The following is a 22,271-nucleotide window of genomic DNA, read 5'->3' as shown; positions in this document are numbered from 1 at the left end:
GTGTAGGCCGCGACCTAGCTGGAGCGGACCGTTTTTCACTGATTTTCAATGATTGAAAACGGTCATTTGGATTTTTAAGGGCGCGAACCCTATCACAAAAAACCGCGTTGTCCGAACGCATTTACCGGCTTGTGTTCTTGGCGAGCGGCGTTTATACAATCGGCCAATGCAGATGCATTCTTATCCTCCCCAATCATTACAAAAAGACGGGCGGATCCTTCCTTATTAAGTGTTGTTGGCAAGCAGAGGTCACCGTGGAGCAAGAAGCCTGGCAGGTATTGATTGTGGAGGACGACCAGCGTCTGGCCGAACTGACCCGCGACTACCTGGAAGCCAATGGTCTGCGCGTATCGATCGAGGGCAACGGCGCCTTGGCCGCGGCACGGATCATCAAGGAGAAACCGGACCTGGTGATCCTCGACCTCATGTTGCCGGGCGAAGACGGCCTGAGCATCTGCCGCAAGGTCCGCGACAAGTATGACGGCCCGATCCTGATGCTCACCGCCCGCACCGACGACACCGATCAGATTCTTGGCCTGGACCTGGGCGCCGACGACTACGTGTGCAAACCCGTTCGCCCACGACTGCTGCTGGCGCGCATCCAGGCCCTGTTGCGACGCAGTGAAACTCCTGAAGTGGCGCCGGAAAAACAACGGCGTCTGCAGTTCGGTCCCTTGGTGGTCGACAACGCATTGCGCGAAGCCTGGCTGAACGACAACGGCATCGAGTTGACCAGCGCCGAGTTCGATTTGCTCTGGCTGCTGGTCGCCAACGCCGGACGCATCCTGTCCCGGGAAGAGATTTTCACCGCACTGCGTGGCATTGGCTATGACGGCCAGGACCGTTCCATCGATGTGCGCATCTCGCGCATTCGCCCGAAAATCGGCGATGACCCGGAGCATCCGCGGCTGATCAAGACCATTCGCAGCAAAGGTTATCTGTTCGTTCCTGAAGCCTGCACGCTGTGAACTCGATCTTCCTGCGCATTTATGGCGGCATGTGCGCGGCGCTGATTCTGGTGGCGGTACTCGGCGTGCTGGCCTTGCACCTGCTCAACCAGGTGCGCGGCGAGCAATACCGCGAACGCCTCGCCCACGGCACGTTCTCGCTGATGGCCGACAATCTGAACCCGATGAACGAAACCGAGCGCCACCGTGCCTTGCTGGTGTGGGAACGGTTGTTGGGGATTCCTCTGGCGCTGAAGACCTTTGCACAAACCGACCTCGACCTCACCCAGCGCACCCGAGTGCTCCGCGGTCAGGCGCTGGTGGAGCAGACCGGTCCGCATGCAGCGAAGGTGTATCGACTGGTCAGCGACAAGGAACAGCTGGTGCTGACCGGTGAAGTCCAACAGATCAGCGAACAACTGGCCCGGGCGACTATTTACCTGCTGGCCGACGAACTGGTGCGCTACCCGGTGGCCGAGCAGCCCGAGCGCCTGGCGCAGTTGAAGCGCGATAAAGGGTTTGGTTTCGACTTGCGGCTGGTGACGATCGAACAGGCGGACATGGACGAGGACCAGAGTCGCCGGGTGTCTGAGGGCGACACGGTGATGGCGCTGGGCAAGGGCGGCGATTCGATCCGGGTATTTGCCGGCATGGTCGGTACGCCGTGGGTGCTGGAAATCGGTCCGTTGTATCAGATGAATCCTTATCCGCCGGAGTGGCTGGTGCTGATCGCCGCCCTGGGTTTGAGCCTGATCGGTTTGATCGTCTATTTGTTGGTGCGCCAACTTGAACGCCGTTTGCGTGGCCTGGAAGCGGCCGCCACGCGCATCGCCAAGGGCAGCCTGGAAACCCGCGTGCCGGCACGCGGCGCGGACTCGGTGGGACGGCTGGCCTCGGCGTTCAACGGCATGGCCGAGCACTTGCAGCAGTTGCTGGCGATCCAGCGTGAGCTGGTGCGCGCTGTGTCTCATGAGCTGCGCACACCCGTGGCGCGGTTGCGTTTTGGTCTGGAAATGATCGGCTCGGCCACCACGCCGCAGGCGTTGGAAAAATACTGTGAAGGCATGGACCACGACATCGAAGATCTCGATCGACTGGTGGACGAGATGCTCACCTACGCACGACTGGAGCAGGGTTCGCCGGCGCTGAATTTTCAGCGGATCGATCTGGATGCGTTGGTCAATCAGGTGATCGAAGAACTGGCGCCGTTACGCGCCGAGGTCACGGTGCAGCGCGGTTTGTGTTTGTCCGCCGCTGACAACGACGACGCCTGGGTCGAGGCCGAGCCGCGTTACCTGCACCGGGCGTTGCAGAACCTGGTGAGCAACGCCATGCGCCACGCCCAATCACGGGTGACCGTCAGCTATCAGGTCGGGCAGCAGCGCTGTCGAGTGGATGTCGAGGATGACGGGCCGGGCGTACCGGAAACGGCCTGGGAGAAGATTTTCACACCATTCCTGCGCCTCGATGACAGCCGCACCCGCGCCTCCGGTGGGCATGGGTTGGGGCTGTCCATCGTGCGGCGAATCATCCATTGGCATGATGGCCGGGCGTTGATCAGCAAGAGCAAGAGTTTGGGTGGGGCGTGTTTCAGCCTGAGCTGGCCGAGGAATCAGGAGAAGCGGTGAGATTGTTGGTGTCTGTTCTGGCCTCATCGCGAGCAAGCTCGCTCCCACAGGGATTTGTGGTATTGCATAGATCCAATGTGGGAGCGAGCTTGCTCGCGATGGGGCCCTCACAGACGCTATAAATATTCAGGCCTTGATGCTGACCAGACTCAACAACTGCCCATCCACCACCCCGAACTGCGCATCCAGCTCAGTGCCATTGCGCCATTCGCTGGACAAATCAGTCAGCAGCCGCAGCCGCACTTCACCGCTTTCGGTCCACTCCAACATTTCAGCATGTTCAAAATAAAAGCGCTGCTGAACGATCGGATACAGCGCCTTGAACAGGCTTTCCTTCACCGAAAACGTCAGGGTTACCAGCATCGCCAACTGATCGCGACGGCCAGCGGTCATGCGTTGCAACTCAGGTGGGGTGAGGATTTCCCCGGCCAGTCGTTCGGCCCGTTCAGGGTTGAGCAGATTTTCCAGGTCCATCCCCAGGCCGCGCCAGTGGGTTTTCTTCGCGACAATCGCCGAGGCCCGGCCGGTGCTGTGGGTGATCGAACCCGTGATGTGCGTCGGCCACACCGGTGCCCGGTCCTCGCCGATGGCCGGGATGAAGCTTAGCCCTTCCAACTGTTGCAACGCCGCCCGAGCGCAAACCCGCCCGGCGAGGAACTCCGCCTGACGCTTGGCGACCGAACGCTGGATGGTGGGCGGCGGCTCGATGGCGCTGCGCTGGAAATCATCGCTGGCCAGTTGCGAGGTATCGAAGTGAGTGCTCAACAGCACCGTATCGGGCAGCGCAAACGGCAGCGGCCAATGGGCATCGAGTGGAGTGCAGCAGACGGGGAGGGCGGGGGCGCGATTCATGTGGGGCATTTTGCCGGGTTGCTCTCGGGCTGGGTAGTGCAAAGGTTCAGATCGGCGTCGTGGCCTTCGCGAGCAGGCTCGCTCCCACACTGGATCTATGTAGCACCATAAATCCCTGTGGGAGCGAGCTTGCTCGCGATGGCCCCGCCGCGGTCTACCGGCTCAACCAAAAATCTTCTTGAAGAACGCCTGCATATCCGCCCAGGATTTTTCATCCGCCACTTTGTTGTAGCCAATATCCGGCCCGGCATGATCGCCATGGCTCAGACGATCCGCATCAGGATTACTGATCGGTTTGCGGCTGTTTCTTCAGCAGATCGAGCCCGGCCTGAAAGCGCGCGCTCGCCGCGCCACTGTCTTTCAACGCAGCCTGCATGAACGCCATGGCGTCCTTGGGATGCTCAGTGTTTTTGCCATCGCCATACATGTCGATGGCCAGCGCGCTGTAACCCAGACCGGCGAGATCACGGGCGCGACGCTTGGATAGAGAATTTCCTGAGTCTTGATAGCGGCTTGGCTGAGCCCGCTCAAGGCCAGTAATACCAGGGCGAGGGAAATACGCATCGTCGGGTCTCCAGCAAAAAAGTCATCAAAACAGCTGAGTCGATTTGATTCAGCTCAGGTTCAGAGTGCGTTCAGGGGGAGTTCAGGGCCGGGTGAGTAACCTTGCCCCGTACCCAAATAGCAAATAGCACATAAGGAACTCCCCCTATGACTGGCTTCAAAAAACTGCTTCTGGCTTTCACTGTCCTGAGCGCGAGTACCGCGGCTTTCGCTTCCGACGACAATTTCGCCAGCCTTACTTTTGGACAAACCAGCGACAAGGTCAAAAAGTCCCACGCCCTGAACGACAACCTCAACAGCCCGAACGCTGACGGCGTGATCGGCAAAGACAACACCTGGGGTGTGCGTCTGGGCCAGCAAAACAGCCAGGGCCGCTACTACGCCACTTACGACAACGTGTCGGGCTCGCACAATGGCATTAAACTGCGTCAGGAAAACCTCCTGGGCAGTTACGATCTGTTCTACCCGGTGGGCGGCAGCACCAAGCTGTTCGGCGGCGCCACGGCCGGTTTGACCAAAATGACTCAGGATTCGCCAGGCTTCAGCCGCGACAGCGACATCGGTTACGCCATCGGCGGCCAGTTGGGTGTCCTGCAACAGGTTTCGCAGAACACCTCGGTGGAACTGGGTTACCGTTACCTGCGCAGCAACGCCAGCACCGAGATGAGCGAGCGCGGTGGCAGCAAACAGGGTTCGCTGGACCTGACCAGCAGCGCTCAGACCTACCTGTCGGCGAACTACGCTTTCTAAGAAGCGCGTCCGAAAAGGCCTGCGCCGGATCAATCCAAAAGACTGATCCGGCGTCGCCATGTTAGCCATCGAGGTACGCATGCCTCTGGAGATGATGATTTGCCTGGGAGAGCGTTATGAAACTGCTGGTCGTCGAAGATGAAGCGCTGTTGCGCCATCACCTGCAAACCCGTCTGACAGACAGCGGCCACGTGGTCGAGTCCGTGGCCAATGCCGAAGAGGCGCTGTACCAGACCGAGCAGTTCAACCATGACCTGGCGGTGATCGACCTCGGCCTGCCGGGCATGGGCGGGCTCGACCTGATTCGTCAACTGCGCTCGCGCGGCAAGACCTTCCCGATCCTGATCCTCACCGCCCGCGGCAACTGGCAGGACAAGGTCGAAGGCCTCGCCGCCGGCGCCGACGATTACGTGGTCAAGCCGTTCCAGTTCGAAGAACTCGATGCCCGGCTGAACGCGTTATTGCGCCGTTCCAGCGGTTTCACCCAGTCGACCATCGTCGCCGGGCCGTTGCTGCTGGACCTCAATCGCAAACAGGCGTCCCTCGATGAACAACCGCTGGCGCTGACGGCGTACGAGTATCGGATCCTCGAGTACCTGATGCGGCATCACCAGCAAGTGGTGGCCAAGGATCGCTTGATGGAGCAGCTCTACCCGGACGACGACGAGCGCGATCCGAACGTGATCGAAGTGTTGGTCGGCCGTCTGCGCCGCAAACTTGAAGGCCCGGCCGGCTTCAAACCGATCGATACCGTGCGTGGCCTCGGCTACCTGTTCAATGAGCGCTGCACTTGATTCGTTCTCTTCGTGTCCGGTTGATGCTCGCCGCCACGATCCTGGCGGTGTTGTTCATGCTGGCGTTGCTGCCGGCGATGCAGGGCGCGTTCAGCCTCGCGTTGCAGGACTCGATCGAACAGCGCCTGGCGTCGGACGTCACCACCCTGATCTCCGCCGCCCGGGTGGAGAACAACCGCTTGCAGATGCCGGCGCAGTTGCCCGATGAGCGCTTCAACCTCACTGACGGCCGTTTGCTTGGTTACATCTATGACCGCGAAGGGCATCTGGTCTGGCGCTCGAAAGGCACCCAGGAAGAGAACATCAACTACAAACCGCGTTACGACGGACGCGGTAACGAGTTCGCAAGGATCAGCGAAGCCAACGGCCAGGAATTCTTCGTCTATGACGTCGAGGTCAAACTGCTCGGCGGCAAGAGCGCTGCGTTCAGCATCGTCGCGCTGCAACCGGTGCGCGAGTACGAAGCCACCCTCGAAGGCCTGCGGGAAAACCTCTACCTCGGATTCGGTGCAGCCTTGCTGGTGTTGCTCACGCTGCTGTGGATCGGCCTGACCTGGGGCTTGCAGGCATTGCGCCGGCTCAGTCAGGAGCTGGACGAGATCGAAAGCGGCACTCGCGAAAGCCTCAGCGAACAACACCCGCGCGAACTGCTGCGCCTGACCGGCTCCCTCAACCGCTTGCTGCACAGCGAGCGCGAACAACGCAGCCGCTATCGCGATTCCCTCGACGACCTGGCCCACAGCCTGAAAACCCCGCTGACCGTGCTGCAAGGCGTCAGCGAAGACATGGCCCAGCGCCCGGCCGATCGCGATCAGGCCTGGGTGCTGCAAACCCAGATCGAACGCATGAGCCAGCAGATCAGCTATCAACTGCAACGCGCCAGCCTGCGCAAAAGCGGTCTTGTGCGCCATCAGGTACGCCTGCGCCCGGTGCTGCAAAGCCTGTGCGACACACTGGACAAGGTCTACCGCGACAAACGCGTGCGGGTGGCTTTCGATCTGCCGGAACAGTGTTACGTGCCGATCGAACAGGGCGCCTTGCTGGAAATGATGGGCAACCTGCTGGAAAACGCCTATCGCCTGTGCCTCGGCGAAGTGCGCATCAGCGTGAGTGAAAGCCTTGGCGGGGTTGAGTTGTGCGTTGAGGATGACGGGCCGGGTGTGCCACCGGATCAGCGAGCGCGGATTCTGCAAAGGGGAGAGCGGCTGGATCGCCAGCATCCGGGGCAGGGGATTGGGTTGGCGGTGGTCAAGGACATTATCGAGAGCTACAGCGCCAAGTTGACGCTGGGGGATTCGCCGATGGGTGGGGCGGCGTTCCGGATTCATTTTCCGGTGGTTTGATGGTGTTCTTACGGGCCTCTTCGCGGGCAAGCCCGCTCCCACAGTGGGCTATGTCGTACACAAATTTTGTGTTCGGACTCGAAACCTGTGGGAGCGGGCTTGCCCGCGAAGAGGCCGGCCCATTCACTACAAAACGTGCAGATAAGACCTATAAACAGCGGTGTTTAAAACACATCTCCAGACACTCACTCAGGCTACACATCCTTGCGCCGCTGCCTACGTCTACGCCAGAATCCGCCGGCTTGTGCGCCTTGGGTCTGGGGCTCTATCGTCTCCCTGATGTTATGGCGGCTTTGCGTGGGGCACTTCGGTGCGCCGGGTTCTAGAGTCCTGGTCTGCTAACCCGCGTACAGCCGCCACCCCTTTTTCGTTTAGCAGCGATACGTTGCGGCTCCATCACTCTAGGAGCTCAAATGTTCAAGATCACACCCAACCCCCCGGAAACCGACACGGTTTGCCCGCACGAAACCCCCGATTCCAAAATACTCAACGAAGCCGCCGACCGCGCCCTCGATTACTACCTCAACCCGGCCGCCCACATCAAAGCCTCCCCGCGCACACCCGGCACCATGTTCATCGTCAACCCGGAGCTCGATACCGAAACCCTGCTGGCCCACGCGTGCGAGTCGCTGGCCTCGGCCAATGTCATGACCATGGACCTGGCGGATCATATGGAGGGGCCGAGTCGCAATTCGCTGTTGGGTATTGCGCAGATCATCATGCTGGGGGAGCTGGCGGTAAATCGGGCGCTGGATAACATCGATCCGCAAGGCTAGCGTGGACCTGTGGCGAGGGGGCTTGTCGGAACGCCACAAAAGCATTGCTGGTTGCAAGAGCTATGCGGTGTTCTTTAGGGCCTCATCGCGAGCAAGCTCGCTCCCACTTTTTATTTCTGTCGTACACAAATGCTGTGTTCACTGAAGGTTAAATGTGGGAGCGAGCTTGCTCGCGATGGGGTCAGTGGCTACGCCCGAAAAACCAGCGCAAGAACTCAGTTCTCTTGCGCGCGGTAAGCCCCGGGCGTCAACCCGGTCCACTTCTTGAACGCCCGGTGAAACGCCGAAGGCTCGGAAAACCCCAGTTGCTCGGCAATCTGCTGCAACGACAAATCCGCCCGCCCCAGGTGATAAATCGCGATGTCCCGCCGCAGCTGATCCTTCAATTCCTGAAAACTCGACCCTTCTTCCCGCAAATGCCGCCGCAAGGTCTGCGGGCTGATGTGCAAGTTCGCGGCCACTGCTTCCAGGTCCGGCCAGCGTGAACTGTCGCGGCTGAGCAACCGGCGCAACTGGCTGCTCAAACTGTCGCCGTCGTCCGGGCGCGACAACAGGTCGGCGGGAGAGCGTTCGAGGAAATGTTTGAGTGTCCGTTCGTCCTGCAACAGCGGCATGTTCAGGTAGCGACTGTGAAACAGCAGGCTGCTCTGAGTCGTGGAAAACTCCATCGGGCAGGGGAACAGCAAATCGTATTCGGCGCCGTGCTCGGGTTTCGGGTAGCTGAACGTCGCCTGTTCCAGCCGAATGCGCTGGCCGATCAGCCAGCTGCCGAGTCGATGCCACACCATCAGCTGGCTCTCGGTGAGGAAGTGGTCGGGGTCGCGGAACTGCGAATCGTCGAGGCTGAGGCGGATCATGTCGTCTTCGCGGGTCAGGGTCAGACGCGGGCTGTCGGGGAATAAGCTGTAAAACAATAGGCCGCGGTGGAGTGCTTTCTCCAGATTGCGGCAGTGGATCACCGCATGGCACATCATCGCGAAGCTGCCGGGTTTGCTCGGCGCCTGTCCGAAGCCCAGGTATTCGTCGTCCAAGGCCAGCCACAGCCCCTGGATCAATCGAGCGAACTGCTCGGGTGCGATTCGGGCGCGCGGCTCCTCAAGCAACTCGGGGCTGATCCCCAGTTGCTGCAACAGACTTGAATAGTCGTAGCCACGCCGACGCGCGCCACCGAGGGCGGCGCGGGCGAAATGGCTGGCGATGGTGCGTTCGCGCATAGAGGGCAAGTCCGTCCATTGAACGGCGGATGGTAGCTGTGGTGGCCGAGGGTGAACAAGGCGGATATCCGCCAAATTGTAGGACGCGGTTTGGTCGATGGGCGGAAATCCGCCACTTTGCCGTAACCGTTTGGTGACAAAGAAAAACCTGCAACCCTTGATGTCAAAAGGCTTGCTGGCGATTTGACGAAGGTGGCACGGGCCTTGCGATACAAGCCGCAGAGGTCTGCCATCGTGCAGCTCGACAAAACAAATCCCTCCAGTGCAGGAGGGTTCGCAATTGAGGTGTCAGGGACAACAGATGGATGTTGTTACTGGGGCACTCTTGAGGAACTTTGCAATGACGACTCGTCAGCCACTGTATAAATCCCTGTATTTCCAGGTGATCGTTGCTATTGCCATCGGCATCCTGCTCGGTCACTTCTACCCGCAGACCGGTGTAGCCCTCAAGCCGCTGGGTGACGGGTTCATCAAACTGATCAAAATGGTCATCGCGCCAATCATCTTCTGTACGGTCGTCAGCGGTATCGCCGGCATGCAGAACATGAAGTCGGTCGGCAAAACCGGCGGCTATGCGCTGCTGTACTTCGAAATCGTTTCCACCATTGCCTTGCTGATCGGTCTGGTCGTGGTCAACGTCGTGCAACCGGGCGCCGGCATGCACATCGACGTGACGACTCTGGACACCAGCAAAATCGCGGGCTTCATCTCGGCCGGTAAAGACCAGAGCATCATCGCCTTTGTCCTCAACGTGATCCCGAACACCATCGTCGGCGCCTTCGCCAACGGCGACATCCTGCAAGTGCTGATGTTCTCGGTGATCTTCGGTTTCGCCCTGCATCGCCTGGGTGCCTACGGCAAACCGGTGCTGGACTTCATCGATCGCTTCGCTCACGTGATGTTCAACATCATCAACATGATCATGAAGCTCGCTCCAGTCGGCGCGTTCGGTGCGATGGCCTTCACCATCGGTGCCTACGGTGTCGGCTCGCTGGTGCAGCTGGGTCAGCTGATGATCTGCTTCTACATCACCTGCATCCTGTTTGTGGTCCTGGTACTGGGCGCCATCTGCCGCGCGCACGGTTTCAGCGTACTCAAGCTGATCCGCTACATCCGTGAAGAACTGCTGATCGTGCTGGGCACTTCCTCTTCGGAATCCGCGCTGCCACGCATGCTGATCAAGATGGAACGCCTGGGTGCGGATAAATCGGTAGTGGGTCTGGTGATCCCGACGGGTTACTCGTTCAACCTCGACGGTACGTCGATCTACCTGACCATGGCTGCTGTGTTCATCGCTCAGGCGACTGATACCCCAATGGACCTCACCCACCAGATCACTCTGCTGCTGGTGCTGTTGCTGTCCTCCAAAGGTGCTGCGGGCGTGACCGGCAGTGGCTTCATCGTGTTGGCGGCCACCCTGTCGGCCGTAGGTACTCTGCCGGTGGCCGGTCTGGCGCTGATCCTCGGTATCGACCGCTTCATGTCCGAAGCCCGTGCGCTGACCAACCTTGTTGGTAATGCTGTTGCGACCCTGGTCGTGGCCAAGTGGGTGAAAGAGCTGGACGAAGACAAGCTGCAAGTCGAGCTCGCTTCCGGCGGTCGCGGTATCTCCGACGAGCGTGAAGAAGACGACCTGGGTGTGGCCGAAGGCCCAACCCCAAGCAACGTCAAGTAAGACGGCTGCACTGAAAAAACCCGCTTCGGCGGGTTTTTTCATGCCTGCGATTTGAGCGTAACGGTCAGCGCATCTGACGCATAAGGTGATTGCTGCAATGCCGTCGGCTGCCTAGTCTGGGAACATCGTTTACGGAGAACGCCCATGCTCGGTCCACTGGCATCACTCAAGGTTCTGGATTTCTCGACACTGCTGCCGGGGCCGTTCGCCTCGTTGTTGCTGGCAGACATGGGTGCCGAGGTGCTGCGCATCGAATCGCCAACGCGCATGGACCTGCTGCGGGTATTGCCGCCTCACGATCAGGGCGTCTCCGCCAGCCACGCCTACCTCAATCGCAACAAGCGCAGCCTGGCGCTGGACCTCAAGCAGCCTGAGGCGCTGGAGGTGATCAAGCAGTTGCTGCAGGACCACGACATTGTGCTGGAGCAGTTCCGCCCCGGCGTGATGGAACGATTGGGCCTGGGTTATGAAGCCTTGAAGGCGATCAATCCGAAACTGATCTACGTGTCGATCACCGGTTACGGCCAGACCGGCCCCTACAAGGACCGCGCCGGCCACGACATCAACTACCTGGCGCTGGCGGGGCTGACGAGCTACACCGGCCGCGCCGACAGCGGACCGCTGCCGTTGGGTATGCAAGTGGCGGATATCGCCGGTGGCTCGTTGCACGGGGTGATCGGGCTGCTGGCGGCGGTCATCGCCCGACAGCAAACCGGGCAGGGGCAGCATCTGGATGTGAGCATGACTGACTGTGTGTTCAGCCTGAACGCCATGGCCGGCGCCGGGTATCTGGCCTGTGGCGTGGAGCCGGGCAGGGAGGATCAGATGCTCAACGGTGGCAGCTTCTACGACTATTACCGCTCGCGGGACGGGCGCTGGTTATCGGTGGGCAGTCTGGAACCGGCCTTCATGCAGCAACTGTGTAGTGCGCTGGGGCGGCCGGAACTGGCGGCCAAGGGCCTGTCGCCCAAACCCGCCGAGCAACAGGCGCTGAAGAATGAGTTGAAAGCCGAATTCGAAAAGCATGACTTTGCGCAGCTGTACGAGTTGTTTGCCGGGGTCGATGCGTGTGTCGAGCCGGTGCTGAGTTTGGGCGAGGCGGTGCAGCATCCGCAGTTGCAGGCGCGGGAGTTGGTGACGAAGGTGCCGCGTGGGGATGGTTCTACGCAGCCGCAAATGGCCTGTCCGTTGAAGTTTTCAGAGGGGTTGCCGGAGCCGCGGCATATTGGTGCGGTGTTGGGGCAGCATACGGATCAGGTGTTGGGGGAGTTGGGGTTTAGTGCTGAGCGGATTGCAGAATTGCGCCGTACCAAGGTGGTTGTGTAGCGTCTGATCAGACGCCTTCGCGAGCAGGCTCGCTCCCACATTGGATTTGTGTCACGCAGGAGATCCCCAGTGGGAGCGAGCCTGCTCGCGAAGAAGTCGGCAAAAACACCACAAATCTTGCTACTCGACCCGCATTTCCCCACTGAACACCAACGTGCTACGACACCGCCGACACAAATAACGCCGCCCTTGCCGCACCAAACCATGGCGCTGGGCGGAAAACGGGAAGTCACTGTCCGCACACGGGCATTTATAGATATAGCGGGTCACGCTACGGCGTTTGACGTCATAGGTGTGGCAGCGATTGGGTGGCAGCTCGTACACGCCGCGCATGATCAGTTGCCACTCTTCGCCATGCGGCTGGATGCGGTCGCCGAACAGTTGATGGGCGATCAGGTGTGCAACCTCGTGGGCCACGGTCTGCTTGAGGAAGTCTTCGGTGTTTTCCCGGTACAGCTGCGGATTGAAGCGCAGCAGGTTCTCGTGCAAATGCGCGACACCGGCTTTTTGCCCGCGCAGCTTGAGGCTCACCACGGGGCGTTTGAAAGGTCGTTTGAAAAAGGATTCGGCTAGTTGGTAACAGTCTTCGACGCGGGTATTGAGTTGCTCGGGCATGCTTGATGGATCTCCAGAGACGTCGAGTATGCCGCAACCCTCGAGAGTTGCGAATCGCCGAGGCGCCGAATGGTCGTCACCGTTTTCTATCCTTGAGCATTAGAAGGCCGCCTTGCGGCGGCCTGTGTTGGCAGATCTTGTTTTTGGGTGATGTGTTGCTAGTTCGTATAGACCGGCCCCACGCCGAGTCCCCAAACAATTACCGTGAACGCCATGATGGCCACCAGCACCACCAGGCCTACCGCAAGCACCGAACTCGAAAACAGAAATCCCTCGTCTGATGGAATGTTCATGAAAGTGGGTAGCCCCACATACAGCAGGTACACCGTGTAGCAGATGGCCGCGGTGCCGACGATCATCCCAAGCCACATGTGTGGGTACAGCGCCGCCAGACCGCCGATAAACAGCGGTGTCGCGGTGTAGGTCGCAAAGGCAACGCAGCGTGCCAGGCTCGGGTTGGCGTCATAGGTGCGAGCCATCCAGTGGATGAACGCGCCCATTACCGCCACACCGCCGAGCATCGCCAGGTACGACATGACCGTCATCCAAATCGCGCTTTCCACCGTCAGCATCACCGGTGCGCGACTGCCAATGACCCAGCCGACCTGAGTGGTGCCGATAAACGCCGACACCGCAGGGATCGCCGCCAGAATCAGGGTATGAGTGAGATACATGTGGCTGATGCTTTCCTCCTGGTCGCCACGGATCTCTTTCCATTCTTGGTCAGGGTGGGTGAAGAGCCCCACTACGTGATGGATCATGCCAGTCACTCCTCTTATTTTTACCGTCGCCCCCCAGCGGAGCGCCTACGGGCCAAAGTGGCCGAGTAAGGAAAGGTCTGGATATGTGTGCGACCTTATGTCGCAGTATAGAAAGGTCTTAACGACGCAGGTTGCAGGGCTTTAGAGCAAATTGCGCTGTAAACCCCAGGCTTAATCGCGGTTATGACTTGTAGGAGCTGCCGCAGGCTGCGATCTTTTGATCTACCGGCGATTTGCGTAAAATGCCGACCTTTCGTCACACCTCACGGATTTCGCGTCATGGGCACTCTTACGGTCAACCAGAACAAACTGCAAAAGCGCCTTCGCCGCCAGGCCGGTGAGGCTGTTGCCGATTTCAACATGATTGAAGGCGGCGACAAGGTCATGGTCTGCCTGTCCGGTGGCAAGGACAGCTACACCCTGCTCGATGTGCTGATGCACTTGCAGAAGGTCGCCCCGATCAAGTTCGAGATCGTGGCCGTGAACATGGACCAGAAACAGCCGGGTTTCCCTGAACACGTGCTGCCGGCCTACCTCAAAGAGTTGGGCATCGAGTACCACATCGTCGAGAAAGACACCTATTCGGTGGTCAAAGAGCTGATCCCGGAAGGCAAGACCACCTGTTCGCTGTGCTCGCGCCTGCGTCGCGGCACGCTCTACACCTTCGCCGACGAAATCGGCGCGACCAAGATGGCCCTCGGTCATCACCGCGACGACATCGTCGAGACCTTTTTCCTGAACATGTTCTTCAACGGTTCGCTCAAAGCCATGCCGCCGAAGCTGCGCGCCGACGATGGCCGCAACGTGGTGATCCGCCCGCTAGCCTACTGCAACGAAAAAGACATTCAGGCCTACTCGGACTTCAAGCAATTCCCGATCATCCCGTGCAACCTCTGCGGTTCTCAGGAAAACCTGCAACGTCAGGTGGTCAAGGACATGCTTCAGGAATGGGAACGCAAGACGCCAGGCCGGACCGAAAGCATCTTCAGAAGCTTGCAGAACGTGATCCCGTCGCAGCTGGCGGACCGCAACCTGTTCGACTTCACCAGCCTCAAGATCGACGAAACGGCGGCTTCGCGCTTCGTCAATGTTGTAAACCTCTAAACACAATCACTGTGGGAGCCAGCCTGCTGGCGATAGCGGTGGGTCAGGCACATCATTGTTGACTGACCCGCCGCTATCGCCAGCAGGCTGGCTCCCACATGAGTCTATTCACTTACTCATCAGGAGAGGGCATGCGCGATTACAAGTGGCTGCACGAATACTGTCTGAACCGCTTCGGTTCAGCGGCTGAACTGGAAGCCCATCTGCCCGTTCCGAAAACCCCGGCGCAATTGCGCAAGATCAGCGACGACCGCTACCTCTCGACCATGGCGCTGCGCGTCTTCCGCGCCGGGCTCAAGCACAGTCTGGTGGACGCCAAATGGCCGGCGTTCGAAGAAGTGTTCTTCAAGTTCGACCCTGAGAAAGTCGTGCTGATGAGTGCCGAACACCTTGAGCGTCTGATGCAGGACGCGCGGATCATTCGTCACCTGGGCAAACTCAAGAGCGTGCCGCGCAACGCGCAGTTCATTCTGGATGTGGCGCATGAGAAGGGCAGCTTCGGCGCGTTGATCGCCGATTGGCCGGTCACGGATATCGTTGGGTTGTGGACCTGCCTGAAAAAGCGCGGTCATCAATTGGGCGGGTTGTCGGCACCGCGGTTCTTGCGGATGGTGGGCAAGGATACGTTTGTGCCGAGCTACGACGTGGTCGCGGCGTTGAATGCGCAGAAGATCGTCGACAAGGTGCCGACCAGTCTGCGAGACCTGGCCACGGTGCAGGGCGTGTTCAACCAGTGGCATGAAGAAAGTGGTGGGCGGCCGATGAGCCAGATTTCGATGATGCTCGCCTACACAGTGAATCATTAACACCGAGTCGCTCCCTTCGCGAGCAGGCTCGCTCCCACAGGGTTCACGCTGTCCTTGTGGGAGCGAGCCTGCTCGCGATGGCGGTGTGTCAGGCGGCGGAGGTTTCGCCTTCACCCGCCAACTTGCGGTTCAACTGAAACCGCCACCGCACATACAACAGCGCCGAGCAGAACACCGCCAGGCTCGCGCCCATTTCGAGCAAACCAAACAGCTGCCGGTTCGGGTCATACGCCGCCAATGCGCCCTTGATGAAATACAGGTTCACCACAAAACACATCCATGAATGCCCGCGCGCGCTGCCGATAATCATCCCCGGCGCCAGCAACAGCAGTGGCACCAGTTCGATCAGCAGAATCACCCACGGCCGGGCGCCGTGCAGGTCGGCGACCACCAGGTAGTAGGCGCACAGCAAACCCACCAAACCGAAGTAGCACAGCAGACTGATGACACGCATCGCCCGGACCCTTGGTTCGAGCCACTCGATGGAGGGCAGAATCTTCGGCTTCTTGGCCACGTCAGTTCCCCAGTTTCTGTGCAGTCTTCGCCAGGCGCAGGCCCAAGGCCCGACACAGCGCGACTTCATGTTCATTCAAACCGCTTTTACCATCGGCCCCGGCGTGATGGCTGGCGCCGTAAGGCGTGCCGCCGCCACGGGTTTCCAGCAGAGCCGATTCGCTGTACGGCAGGCCGGTGATCAGCATGCCGTGGTGCAGCAACGGCAACATCATCGACAGCAGCGTGGTTTCCTGGCCGCCGTGCAGGCTCGCGGTGGAGGTGAAAACGCCAGCCGGCTTGCCCACCAGCGCGCCGGTCAGCCACAAGTTGCTGGTGCCGTCGAGGAAGTACTTGAGCGGCGCCGCCATGTTGCCGAACCGGGTCGGGCTGCCCATGGCCAGGCCCGCGCAGTTCTTCAAATCGTCGAGGCTGGCGTACAGCGCGCCTTCGTCCGGAATATCGGGTGACACGGCTTCGCACTCGGTGGAAATCGGCGGCACCGTGCGCAGGCGCGCTTCCATCCCGGACTGCTCGACGCCACGGGCAATCTGCCGGGCCATTTCATTGGTCGAGCCGCTGCGGCTGTAATACAGAACCAGAATGTACGGCGCACTCACGGCAGCAACTCCAGCACATTCTCCGGCGGACGGCCGATGATGGCTTTGTCGCCGACTTCCAGAATCGGTCGCTCCATGAGTTTCGGGTTGGCGGCGATGGCGGCGATCAATTGCGCCTCGCTCAGGCTGTTGTCGGCCAGGTTGAGGGTTTTGTACTCGTCCTCACCGGTGCGCAGCAGTTGCCGGGCGCTGATGCCGAGCTTGGTCAGCAGGCTCTGGATTTGCGCAGCGTCCAGCGGGGTGTCCAGGTAGCGGACCACCGTTGCGGTCAGGCCACGGGCTTCGAGCAGTTCGAGCGCACCGCGGGATTTCGAGCAGCGCGGGTTGTGATAAAGCGTCAGATCGGTCATGTGCGGTTCGCATCTTGCGTAAGGTGACGGCTATTCTAACTGTGCAGCGCGTAATCCAGAACCTTGGGAGGCGATGGGTCGCAGGCGCATTCAATTTTGAACAAGGAATACGACATGACTAGGCGACTGGCAGCGGCATTGGCGATCATCGGTACGTTATTGCTGGGGGGCTGTGGTAACGACTATGGCATCGACCAGAGCGGCCAGAAAGTCGCCGCCGAACGTCTGGACAAACAATGGCTGGTGCTCAATTACTGGGCTGAATGGTGCGGGCCGTGCCGCACCGAGATCCCGGAACTGAACACCTTGTCCGATCAGCTCAAGGACAAGAAGATTGGTGTGTTCGGGGTCAACTTCGACAATGTGCAGGGTGAAGAGCTGAAAAGCGCCAGTGAAAAACTGGGCATCAAGTTCACCGTGCTGGCTTCTGATCCGGCCGATCTTTTTGAGTTGCCGCGCAGTGAGGCGTTGCCGGTGACTTACATCATCGATAACAAGGGCAAGGTAAGGGAGCAGTTGATGGGCGAGCAGACGGCGGCGGGGGTGATGGCGAAGCTTGAGGCGTTGCAGGCCAAGAACTAGAAGCAAAAGATCGCAGCCTCGCCAAGGCTCGACAGCTCCTACAGGGTGTTCGGTAATCCATGTAGGAGCTGTCGAGCCTTGGCGAGGCTGCGATCTTTTCGGGGCTGATGATCAACCCTCTTCAAGCCACCAACGCAGCGGCTTGCCTTCGGCCGGCCAGAAGCGCATCTGGTCGATCGGCGAGACGTCCCAGCGCTGAACGTTTTCCAACGCCTGGAGGAAACGCTTTTCCTGCTCCATCAGCGCCGGTGCACACAGTTTGCGGGTGCTGCCAACCTTGCCGAAGCTCAGCTTGTCGCCTTCCAGGGTGTACGGCGCGAACCAGTGGTTGCAGCCGCCGTTGCCGTAGGCCCGACCATCTTCACCGAGGGTGACGGTCAGGTGGCTGTAATCCATCAACGGACGTTCGCCAATCCACTCCAGAATGTAGCTGCGGTTGTGTTGCAATTGCACCGGCTCGGCGGCGCAGCCCAGCAGGCTGGCGCCAACCATTGCGGTCAGAGCGAGGCGTTTCATCACGCGGGCTCCTGGCATTTCGGGCACAGGTGCTTCTCGCCAACCGTGGTCCAGCCCAGTTCGGCGATCCGTGCGGTGGCAGCAGGCTTTTCAGCCTTGTTGCCCAGCTTGGCGTCGACCGCAAACTCGAAGTTCAGCTCTTTGGCGCAGCTGTCGCAGTTCACTTTCCAGGTGTGGATCGCCAGTTCACCGAACACCGGACCACTGGCCACCGCGACCCATTGGCCTGGCGGATTGATCAAGTGGCGAACCGTTTCGACGGTCAGGCGCATGGACAAGTCCTTGGCGCCTTTGAGGGTCACTACCAGCACGTCGTTGTTACGAATCGAGCCGCCGTTGCCGGTGACTTGATAACGCCCCGGCACAAGGGCGCGGCATTCGGTGAGGGTGTGTTGCGGGTTCATCAGGCTATAGCGGAAATCGTGTTCGACCATGGGTCCTCCAAATATGCGCGGCATGCTAGCACGGACATCGGCGCAGCATGGCGCGGGCGTATGACCTTCGATCTGGTTCAGTCACCCTTTACCAGATTCGCAGGCCCACCCGCCGCCCAGGCTGCGATGTTCAGCAGGGTGGTCGCGGCAATCGCGCCCAGGGCTTCGCGGGTCAGGAAGGCCTGGTGAGCGGTGATGATCACGTTCGGAAAGGTCAGCAGCCGCGCCAGCACATCGTCCTGCAGCGGCAGATCGGAACGGTCCTCGAAGAACAGCTGTGCCTCCTCTTCATACACATCCAGCCCCAGATAACCCAGTTGACCGTCCTTTAACGCGTCGATCAGCGCCGGTGTGTCCACCAGACCACCGCGGCCGGTGTTGATCAGCATCGCACCCGCTTGCATGTGCGCCAGTGACTCGCGATTGATCAAGTGTTTGCTTTGTTCGTTGAGCGGGCAGTGCAGGCTGATGATCTGCGACTCGGCCAGCAGTTCCGGCAGGCTCAGGTAACGGGCGCCGAGGGCTTCGACTTGCGGGTTGGGGAAGGGGTCGTACGCCAGCAATTGGCAGCCAAAGCCGTTCATGATTTTCGCGAAGGTCGCGCCGATCTGCCCGGTGCCGACCACGCCGACGGTCTTGCCCACGAGGTCGAAGCCGGTCAGTCCGTGCAGGCTGAAATCCCCTTCGCGCGTGCGGTTGTAGGCGCGGTGCAGGCGCCGGTTGAGCGCCAGGATCAGCGCCACCGCATGTTCCGCCACCGCGTGGGGCGAGTAGGCCGGGACGCGCGCAATCGCCAGCCCCAGGCGCTTTGCCACTGCCAGATCGACATGGTTGTAACCGGCCGAGCGCAGGGCGATCAGGCGTGTGCCGCCCGCGGCCAGGCGTTCGAGCACCGGCGCGCTGAGGTCATCATTAATGAAGGCACAGACCACTTCGTGATGCTCGGCCAGCGCTACCGTATCAAGACTCAGTCGCGCCGATTGAAAGTGCAGTTCAATGCCGGCCGGTAGCTCGGCACTGAGAAAACTGTCGCGGTCGTAGGTCTGGCTGCTGAAAAGAATCGTGCGCATGCGGTCCTCCATTTGACTCGGTCACGCTTTATGTAGCAGCTGGCGAAGCCTGCGTTCGGTCCGGGGTCGCGCTCGACCGCAGTCGTCGTAAATCCGGCAAACGCGGTTTACCTGAAAGACCGCATCGGCTGATTTTACGACGGCTTCGCCGTCGGACGCAGGCTTCGCCAGCTGCTACAGGTATTCATCAAGCATTTATACGGGCATGGGCCGCCAGGCGATTGATGGCCCGGTCGAGGTCTTCCAGCGCGCTGGGAGCTTTCGGGTCCTGTTGCTTGAGCAGGGTTTCGCTGCGCTGGCAGGCAGCGCGCAGTTGCGGGACGCCGCAATAGCGGGTCGCACCGTGCAGGCGATGGACGCGCTCGATCAGGGCGTTCTGGTCGTTGGTTTCCCGGGCGAAGCGAATCGCCTCGCGGTCGGCTTCCAGCGACGCCAGCAGCATTGCCAGCATGTCCGCCGCCAGATCAGCCTTGCCGGCGGCCAGGCGCAAACCTTCTTCGTGATCGAGCACCTGCAACTCATGGCTACCACCGTGGCTGTCGCTGGAGCGCTCCGGCCCATGATTGCGCAGCGCCAGGCCGGTCCACTTCAGCACCACCTGGGCCAGTTGCCGTTCGCTGATCGGTTTGGTCAGGTAGTCGTCCATGCCGCTTTGCAGCAGCGCACGCTTTTCGTTGGCCATGGCGTGAGCGGTGAGGGCAACGATCGGCAGCGGCGTGCAATGCCGTTCACTTTCCCACTGGCGAATCGCTTCGGTGCTTTGCCGCCCGTCCATACCGGGCATCTGAACGTCCATCAGCACCAGGTCGAAGGTTTCGGTCTGCACCGCCTTGACCGCCGCGTAACCGCTTTCCACCGCGAGGACTTTGGCGCCCATGTCTTCGAGCAGGGTTTGCACCAGCAGCAAGTTGGCAGGGTTGTCGTCGACGCAAAGCACTTTTGGCGCACGGCTGGACACCGGTTCTCCAGGTTCGCTGCGGTGCTGACGCGGGTTGACCAGGTCGGACAAGGCCCGCCGCAGCTTGCGGGTGCAGGCCGGTTTGGCCTGGAGCTGGCTGTGCGGATTAGGCACCGAGAGGTGGAACAGCGTCTGTTCGGTGGTCGGGCACAACACCAGCACCTTGCAGCCCAGGTGTTCGAGGTCCCAAATGTGCTGGTTGAGGCGCTCTGGCGGCATGTCGTTGCTGGTGATGCCGAGCACCGCCAGGTCGATCGCCTGATCGGTCTGATGCGCGCCGGTCACGCCATTGGTCAGGCTTTCCAATGTATTGAACGGAGTAACTTCGAGGCCACAGTCTTCCAGTTGATGCTGCAATGCCTGATGGGCCAGTTCGTGATTTTCCAGCACTGCCACCCGACGCCCGAGCAACGGCGGGCCGGGCAGGTCTTCGGCGTCGTCGCGGGTTTTGGGCAGGCTCAGGCTGATCCAGAATTCCGAGCCTTCACCGGGGGTACTGTCGACACCGATCTCGCCGCCCATCTGTTCGATCAGACGTTTGGAAATCACCAACCCCAGACCGGTGCCGCCGGGTTGCCGCGACAGCGAGTTGTCGGCCTGGCTGAAGGCCTGGAACAAGGCCCGCACGTCCTGGTTCGATAGCCCGATGCCGGTGTCCTGAATGCTGATGCGCAGTTGCACGCTGTCTTCGTGCTCTTCCTCGAGCATGGCCCGGGCGACGATGGTGCCTTCGCGGGTGAACTTGATCGCATTGCTGACCAGGTTGGTGAGAATCTGCTTGAGCCGCAGCGGGTCACCCACCAGCGACAGCGGCGTATCGCGATAAACCAGGCTCACCAGCTCCAGCTGCTTGGCGTGGGCGGCCGGGGCGAGGATGGTCAACGTGTCCTGGAGCAGGTCGCGTAAGTTGAACGGAATATGGTCAAGCACCAGTTTGCCGGCCTCGATTTTCGAGAAGTCGAGAATCTCGTTGATGATCCCCAGCAGGCTGTCGGCGGACTTTTCGATGGTGCCCAGGTAGTCGAGCTGGCGCGGGGTCAGCTCGCTTTTTTGCAGCAGATGCGTGAAGCCGAGAATGCCGTTGAGCGGCGTGCGGATTTCATGACTCATGTTGGCCAGGAACTCGGATTTGATCCGGCTGGCTTCAAGGGCTTCCTTGCGCGCCAGGTCCAGTTCGATGTTCTGGATCTCGATGGTTTCCAGGTTCTGACGCACGTCTTCGGTGGCCTGGTCGATGCTGTGCTGCAATTCTTCCTGCGCGTTCTGCAGGGTGCCGGCCATGCGGTTGATGCCGGACGCCAGTGTGTCCAGCTCCTGGCTGCCGAGGGGCGGCAGGCGGGTTTCCAGATGACCGTCCTTGAGTTGGGCCACCGCGTGCTTGATCTGGCTAAGCGGCCGATTGATGGTCCGGCCCATGCGCAACGCCAGCAACGCCGCACCGGCCAGGCCTGCGCCGATCAGCAACAGGCTGGCGAACAGGCTGCGATAACCACGCAGCAGCATGCCGTTGTGGGACAGTTCGAGTTCTACCCAACCCAGCAGGCGCTCGGCTTCTTCGGGAATCAAGTCACCCGCCAGATTGCGGTGCTTGCCGAACACCGGCAGCAAGTAACGCGTCGCGTCATTGCCGCTGCGGCGCAGCATCTGCGAACTGTTGCCGATCGGCGCCTGATTGAGCATGGTCGGGCCGGCATGGGCCAACAGGGCGCGGTCGGGCGCGAGGAACGAAACGGCGCGAACGTCCGGTTGTTCCAGCGATTGGGTGGCAATGCGTTCCAAAAGCTCGGTGTTCTTGTGGCCCATGGCCGGGGCCACCAGGGGCGCCAGTTGTTCGGCGATCATCTCGCCACGCTGCATGAGCTGGGTTTGCAGGTCGGATTGCTGCATCCAGGTGAAATAGCCGCCCAGAACCAAGGCCATCAGACTGGTCGGCAACAGGGTCAGCAATAGCACGCGGCCTTTAATTCCCAGTTTCTTGAGCACGCATCTCTCCTGCATCCAGCTATTTAATGACCTGCACGTACGTCCAGCACGCGCCACCTGCGCAGTGTAGCGATTTGCAGGCGGGCAATCTTCGTAAAATTGATGTCGGCA

General features: G+C 60.4%; 22 protein-coding genes and 1 pseudogene. 11 read left to right on the top strand and 12 right to left on the bottom strand.

The window, feature by feature from the left end; translation table 11 throughout:
• Positions 1–254: 254 nt before the first annotated feature.
• A complete protein-coding gene (locus tag WLY71_RS01770; RefSeq protein ID WP_046046510.1) occupies positions 255–968 on the top strand; it encodes a response regulator in 714 nt (237 codons plus the stop codon).
• Positions 965–2,575 carry an ATP-binding protein gene (locus WLY71_RS01765; protein ID WP_095132467.1) on the top strand — a complete coding sequence of 537 codons (1,611 nt, stop codon included), beginning with the start codon at positions 965–967 and terminating at the stop codon, positions 2,573–2,575. The genes WLY71_RS01770 and WLY71_RS01765 overlap by 4 nt, the downstream gene beginning before the upstream one ends.
• 126 nt (positions 2,576–2,701) lie before the next feature.
• Here the strand turns inward: WLY71_RS01765 and WLY71_RS01760 are convergent, their stop codons facing one another.
• Both WLY71_RS01760 and WLY71_RS31210 read right to left on the bottom strand, forming a co-directional pair.
• A complete protein-coding gene (locus WLY71_RS01760) occupies positions 2,702–3,427 on the bottom strand; it encodes a 4'-phosphopantetheinyl transferase family protein (protein ID WP_347802264.1) in 726 nt (241 codons plus the stop codon).
• A 289-nt stretch (positions 3,428–3,716) separates the two neighbouring features.
• Positions 3,717–3,920, bottom strand: a pseudogene (locus WLY71_RS31210) (dienelactone hydrolase family protein); the annotation flags it as partial.
• Positions 3,921–4,138: 218 nt separating this feature from the next.
• On the opposite strand from WLY71_RS31210, the gene WLY71_RS01750 reads away from it, so the two are divergent.
• From WLY71_RS01750 to WLY71_RS01735, 4 genes are all read left to right on the top strand, one after another.
• Positions 4,139–4,741: a porin family protein gene (locus WLY71_RS01750; RefSeq protein ID WP_149631649.1), complete on the top strand. Its 603-nt coding sequence runs from the start codon at positions 4,139–4,141 to the stop codon at positions 4,739–4,741.
• Positions 4,742–4,857: 116 nt separating this feature from the next.
• Positions 4,858–5,535, top strand: coding sequence for a response regulator (locus tag WLY71_RS01745; RefSeq protein ID WP_008029360.1), 678 nt, complete (start codon positions 4,858–4,860; stop codon positions 5,533–5,535).
• Positions 5,532–6,878 (top strand): ATP-binding protein, encoded by a 1,347-nt coding sequence (locus WLY71_RS01740; RefSeq protein WP_347802263.1) that lies wholly within the window; start codon positions 5,532–5,534, stop codon positions 6,876–6,878. Before WLY71_RS01745 ends, WLY71_RS01740 begins: the two co-directional genes overlap by 4 nt.
• A 413-nt stretch (positions 6,879–7,291) precedes the next feature.
• Entirely contained in the window at positions 7,292–7,654 is a 363-nt protein-coding gene (locus WLY71_RS01735; RefSeq protein WP_347802262.1) for a DUF6124 family protein, read from the top strand.
• A gap of 215 nt (positions 7,655–7,869) precedes the next feature.
• Here WLY71_RS01735 and WLY71_RS01730 read toward each other — a convergent pair whose 3' ends face one another.
• Positions 7,870–8,868: an AraC family transcriptional regulator gene (locus WLY71_RS01730; RefSeq protein ID WP_347802261.1), complete on the bottom strand. Its 999-nt coding sequence runs from the start codon at positions 8,866–8,868 to the stop codon at positions 7,870–7,872.
• Positions 8,869–9,208: 340 nt separating this feature from the next.
• Here WLY71_RS01730 and WLY71_RS01725 point away from each other — a divergent pair, with 340 nt between their 5' ends.
• Both WLY71_RS01725 and WLY71_RS01720 read left to right on the top strand, forming a co-directional pair.
• Entirely contained in the window at positions 9,209–10,543 is a 1,335-nt protein-coding gene (locus tag WLY71_RS01725; RefSeq protein WP_347802260.1) for a dicarboxylate/amino acid:cation symporter, read from the top strand.
• A 144-nt stretch (positions 10,544–10,687) separates the two neighbouring features.
• A complete protein-coding gene (locus tag WLY71_RS01720; protein ID WP_347802259.1) occupies positions 10,688–11,869 on the top strand; it encodes a CaiB/BaiF CoA transferase family protein in 1,182 nt (393 codons plus the stop codon).
• 120 nt (positions 11,870–11,989) lie between these two features.
• Here the strand turns inward: WLY71_RS01720 and WLY71_RS01715 are convergent, their stop codons facing one another.
• Both WLY71_RS01715 and WLY71_RS01710 read right to left on the bottom strand, forming a co-directional pair.
• Positions 11,990–12,484 carry a SprT family zinc-dependent metalloprotease gene (locus WLY71_RS01715; protein ID WP_033055255.1) on the bottom strand — a complete coding sequence of 165 codons (495 nt, stop codon included), beginning with the start codon at positions 12,482–12,484 and terminating at the stop codon, positions 11,990–11,992.
• Between the two features lie 158 nt (positions 12,485–12,642).
• Positions 12,643–13,245 carry a Yip1 family protein gene (locus WLY71_RS01710; RefSeq protein ID WP_008147981.1) on the bottom strand — a complete coding sequence of 201 codons (603 nt, stop codon included), beginning with the start codon at positions 13,243–13,245 and terminating at the stop codon, positions 12,643–12,645.
• A gap of 279 nt (positions 13,246–13,524) precedes the next feature.
• Here WLY71_RS01710 and ttcA point away from each other — a divergent pair, with 279 nt between their 5' ends.
• Positions 13,525–14,349, top strand: coding sequence for a tRNA 2-thiocytidine(32) synthetase TtcA (gene ttcA, locus WLY71_RS01705; protein WP_347802258.1), 825 nt, complete (start codon positions 13,525–13,527; stop codon positions 14,347–14,349).
• 131 nt (positions 14,350–14,480) lie between these two features.
• Positions 14,481–15,155: a DNA-3-methyladenine glycosylase I gene (locus WLY71_RS01700; RefSeq protein WP_347802257.1), complete on the top strand. Its 675-nt coding sequence runs from the start codon at positions 14,481–14,483 to the stop codon at positions 15,153–15,155.
• Between the two features lie 88 nt (positions 15,156–15,243).
• Here the strand turns inward: WLY71_RS01700 and WLY71_RS01695 are convergent, their stop codons facing one another.
• Genes WLY71_RS01695 through arsC form a run of 3 tightly spaced genes read right to left on the bottom strand, consistent with a single transcriptional unit; the run spans position 15,244 to position 16,617 of the window.
• Positions 15,244–15,669 (bottom strand): DUF2069 domain-containing protein, encoded by a 426-nt coding sequence (locus WLY71_RS01695; RefSeq protein WP_347802256.1) that lies wholly within the window; start codon positions 15,667–15,669, stop codon positions 15,244–15,246.
• A 1-nt stretch (position 15,670) separates the two neighbouring features.
• Entirely contained in the window at positions 15,671–16,267 is a 597-nt protein-coding gene (gene wrbA / locus WLY71_RS01690; protein ID WP_046046494.1) for an NAD(P)H:quinone oxidoreductase, read from the bottom strand.
• Positions 16,264–16,617 (bottom strand): arsenate reductase (glutaredoxin), encoded by a 354-nt coding sequence (gene arsC / locus WLY71_RS01685; protein ID WP_347802255.1) that lies wholly within the window; start codon positions 16,615–16,617, stop codon positions 16,264–16,266. The genes wrbA and arsC overlap by 4 nt, the downstream gene beginning before the upstream one ends.
• Before the next feature lie 114 nt (positions 16,618–16,731).
• Here arsC and WLY71_RS01680 point away from each other — a divergent pair, with 114 nt between their 5' ends.
• Entirely contained in the window at positions 16,732–17,199 is a 468-nt protein-coding gene (locus WLY71_RS01680; RefSeq protein WP_347802254.1) for a TlpA disulfide reductase family protein, read from the top strand.
• A 111-nt stretch (positions 17,200–17,310) separates the two neighbouring features.
• Here WLY71_RS01680 and WLY71_RS01675 read toward each other — a convergent pair whose 3' ends face one another.
• The 4 genes from WLY71_RS01675 to WLY71_RS01660 all read right to left on the bottom strand — a co-directional run bounded on the left by WLY71_RS01675 (position 17,311) and on the right by WLY71_RS01660 (position 22,160).
• Positions 17,311–17,715: an META domain-containing protein gene (locus WLY71_RS01675; RefSeq protein WP_347802253.1), complete on the bottom strand. Its 405-nt coding sequence runs from the start codon at positions 17,713–17,715 to the stop codon at positions 17,311–17,313.
• Complete coding sequence (locus tag WLY71_RS01670) at positions 17,715–18,149, bottom strand: hypothetical protein (protein WP_008147995.1); 435 nt, start codon at positions 18,147–18,149, stop codon at positions 17,715–17,717. Before WLY71_RS01670 ends, WLY71_RS01675 begins: the two co-directional genes overlap by 1 nt.
• A 77-nt stretch (positions 18,150–18,226) precedes the next feature.
• Positions 18,227–19,219: a 2-hydroxyacid dehydrogenase gene (locus WLY71_RS01665; RefSeq protein WP_347802252.1), complete on the bottom strand. Its 993-nt coding sequence runs from the start codon at positions 19,217–19,219 to the stop codon at positions 18,227–18,229.
• A gap of 187 nt (positions 19,220–19,406) precedes the next feature.
• Entirely contained in the window at positions 19,407–22,160 is a 2,754-nt protein-coding gene (locus WLY71_RS01660) for a response regulator (RefSeq protein ID WP_347802251.1), read from the bottom strand.
• Positions 22,161–22,271 lie beyond the last annotated feature (111 nt).

The organism is Pseudomonas rossensis, assembly GCF_039888995.1.
In the GTDB taxonomy this organism is placed as follows: Bacteria; Pseudomonadota; Gammaproteobacteria; order Pseudomonadales; family Pseudomonadaceae; genus Aquipseudomonas; species Aquipseudomonas rossensis.
The sequence above is the reverse complement of the archived record's forward strand: the minus strand, read 5'-3'. Positions and strand labels throughout refer to the sequence as shown.

Coding starts and splice junctions, on each gene's coding strand:
- WLY71_RS01720 (WP_347802259.1), top strand. CDS start 10,688: ATGCTCGGTCCACTGGCATCACTCAAGGTTCTGGATTTCTCGACACTG.
- WLY71_RS01725 (WP_347802260.1), top strand. CDS start 9,209: ATGACGACTCGTCAGCCACTGTATAAATCCCTGTATTTCCAGGTGATC.
- WLY71_RS01745 (WP_008029360.1), top strand. CDS start 4,858: ATGAAACTGCTGGTCGTCGAAGATGAAGCGCTGTTGCGCCATCACCTG.
- WLY71_RS01750 (WP_149631649.1), top strand. CDS start 4,139: ATGACTGGCTTCAAAAAACTGCTTCTGGCTTTCACTGTCCTGAGCGCG.
- WLY71_RS01760 (WP_347802264.1), bottom strand. CDS start 3,427: ATGAATCGCGCCCCCGCCCTCCCCGTCTGCTGCACTCCACTCGATGCC.
- WLY71_RS01715 (WP_033055255.1), bottom strand. CDS start 12,484: ATGCCCGAGCAACTCAATACCCGCGTCGAAGACTGTTACCAACTAGCC.
- ttcA (WP_347802258.1), top strand. CDS start 13,525: ATGGGCACTCTTACGGTCAACCAGAACAAACTGCAAAAGCGCCTTCGC.
- WLY71_RS01665 (WP_347802252.1), bottom strand. CDS start 19,219: ATGCGCACGATTCTTTTCAGCAGCCAGACCTACGACCGCGACAGTTTT.
- WLY71_RS01675 (WP_347802253.1), bottom strand. CDS start 17,715: ATGAAACGCCTCGCTCTGACCGCAATGGTTGGCGCCAGCCTGCTGGGC.
- WLY71_RS01680 (WP_347802254.1), top strand. CDS start 16,732: ATGACTAGGCGACTGGCAGCGGCATTGGCGATCATCGGTACGTTATTG.
- WLY71_RS01730 (WP_347802261.1), bottom strand. CDS start 8,868: ATGCGCGAACGCACCATCGCCAGCCATTTCGCCCGCGCCGCCCTCGGT.
- arsC (WP_347802255.1), bottom strand. CDS start 16,617: ATGACCGATCTGACGCTTTATCACAACCCGCGCTGCTCGAAATCCCGC.
- WLY71_RS01700 (WP_347802257.1), top strand. CDS start 14,481: ATGCGCGATTACAAGTGGCTGCACGAATACTGTCTGAACCGCTTCGGT.
- WLY71_RS01735 (WP_347802262.1), top strand. CDS start 7,292: ATGTTCAAGATCACACCCAACCCCCCGGAAACCGACACGGTTTGCCCG.
- WLY71_RS01710 (WP_008147981.1), bottom strand. CDS start 13,245: ATGATCCATCACGTAGTGGGGCTCTTCACCCACCCTGACCAAGAATGG.
- WLY71_RS01670 (WP_008147995.1), bottom strand. CDS start 18,149: ATGGTCGAACACGATTTCCGCTATAGCCTGATGAACCCGCAACACACC.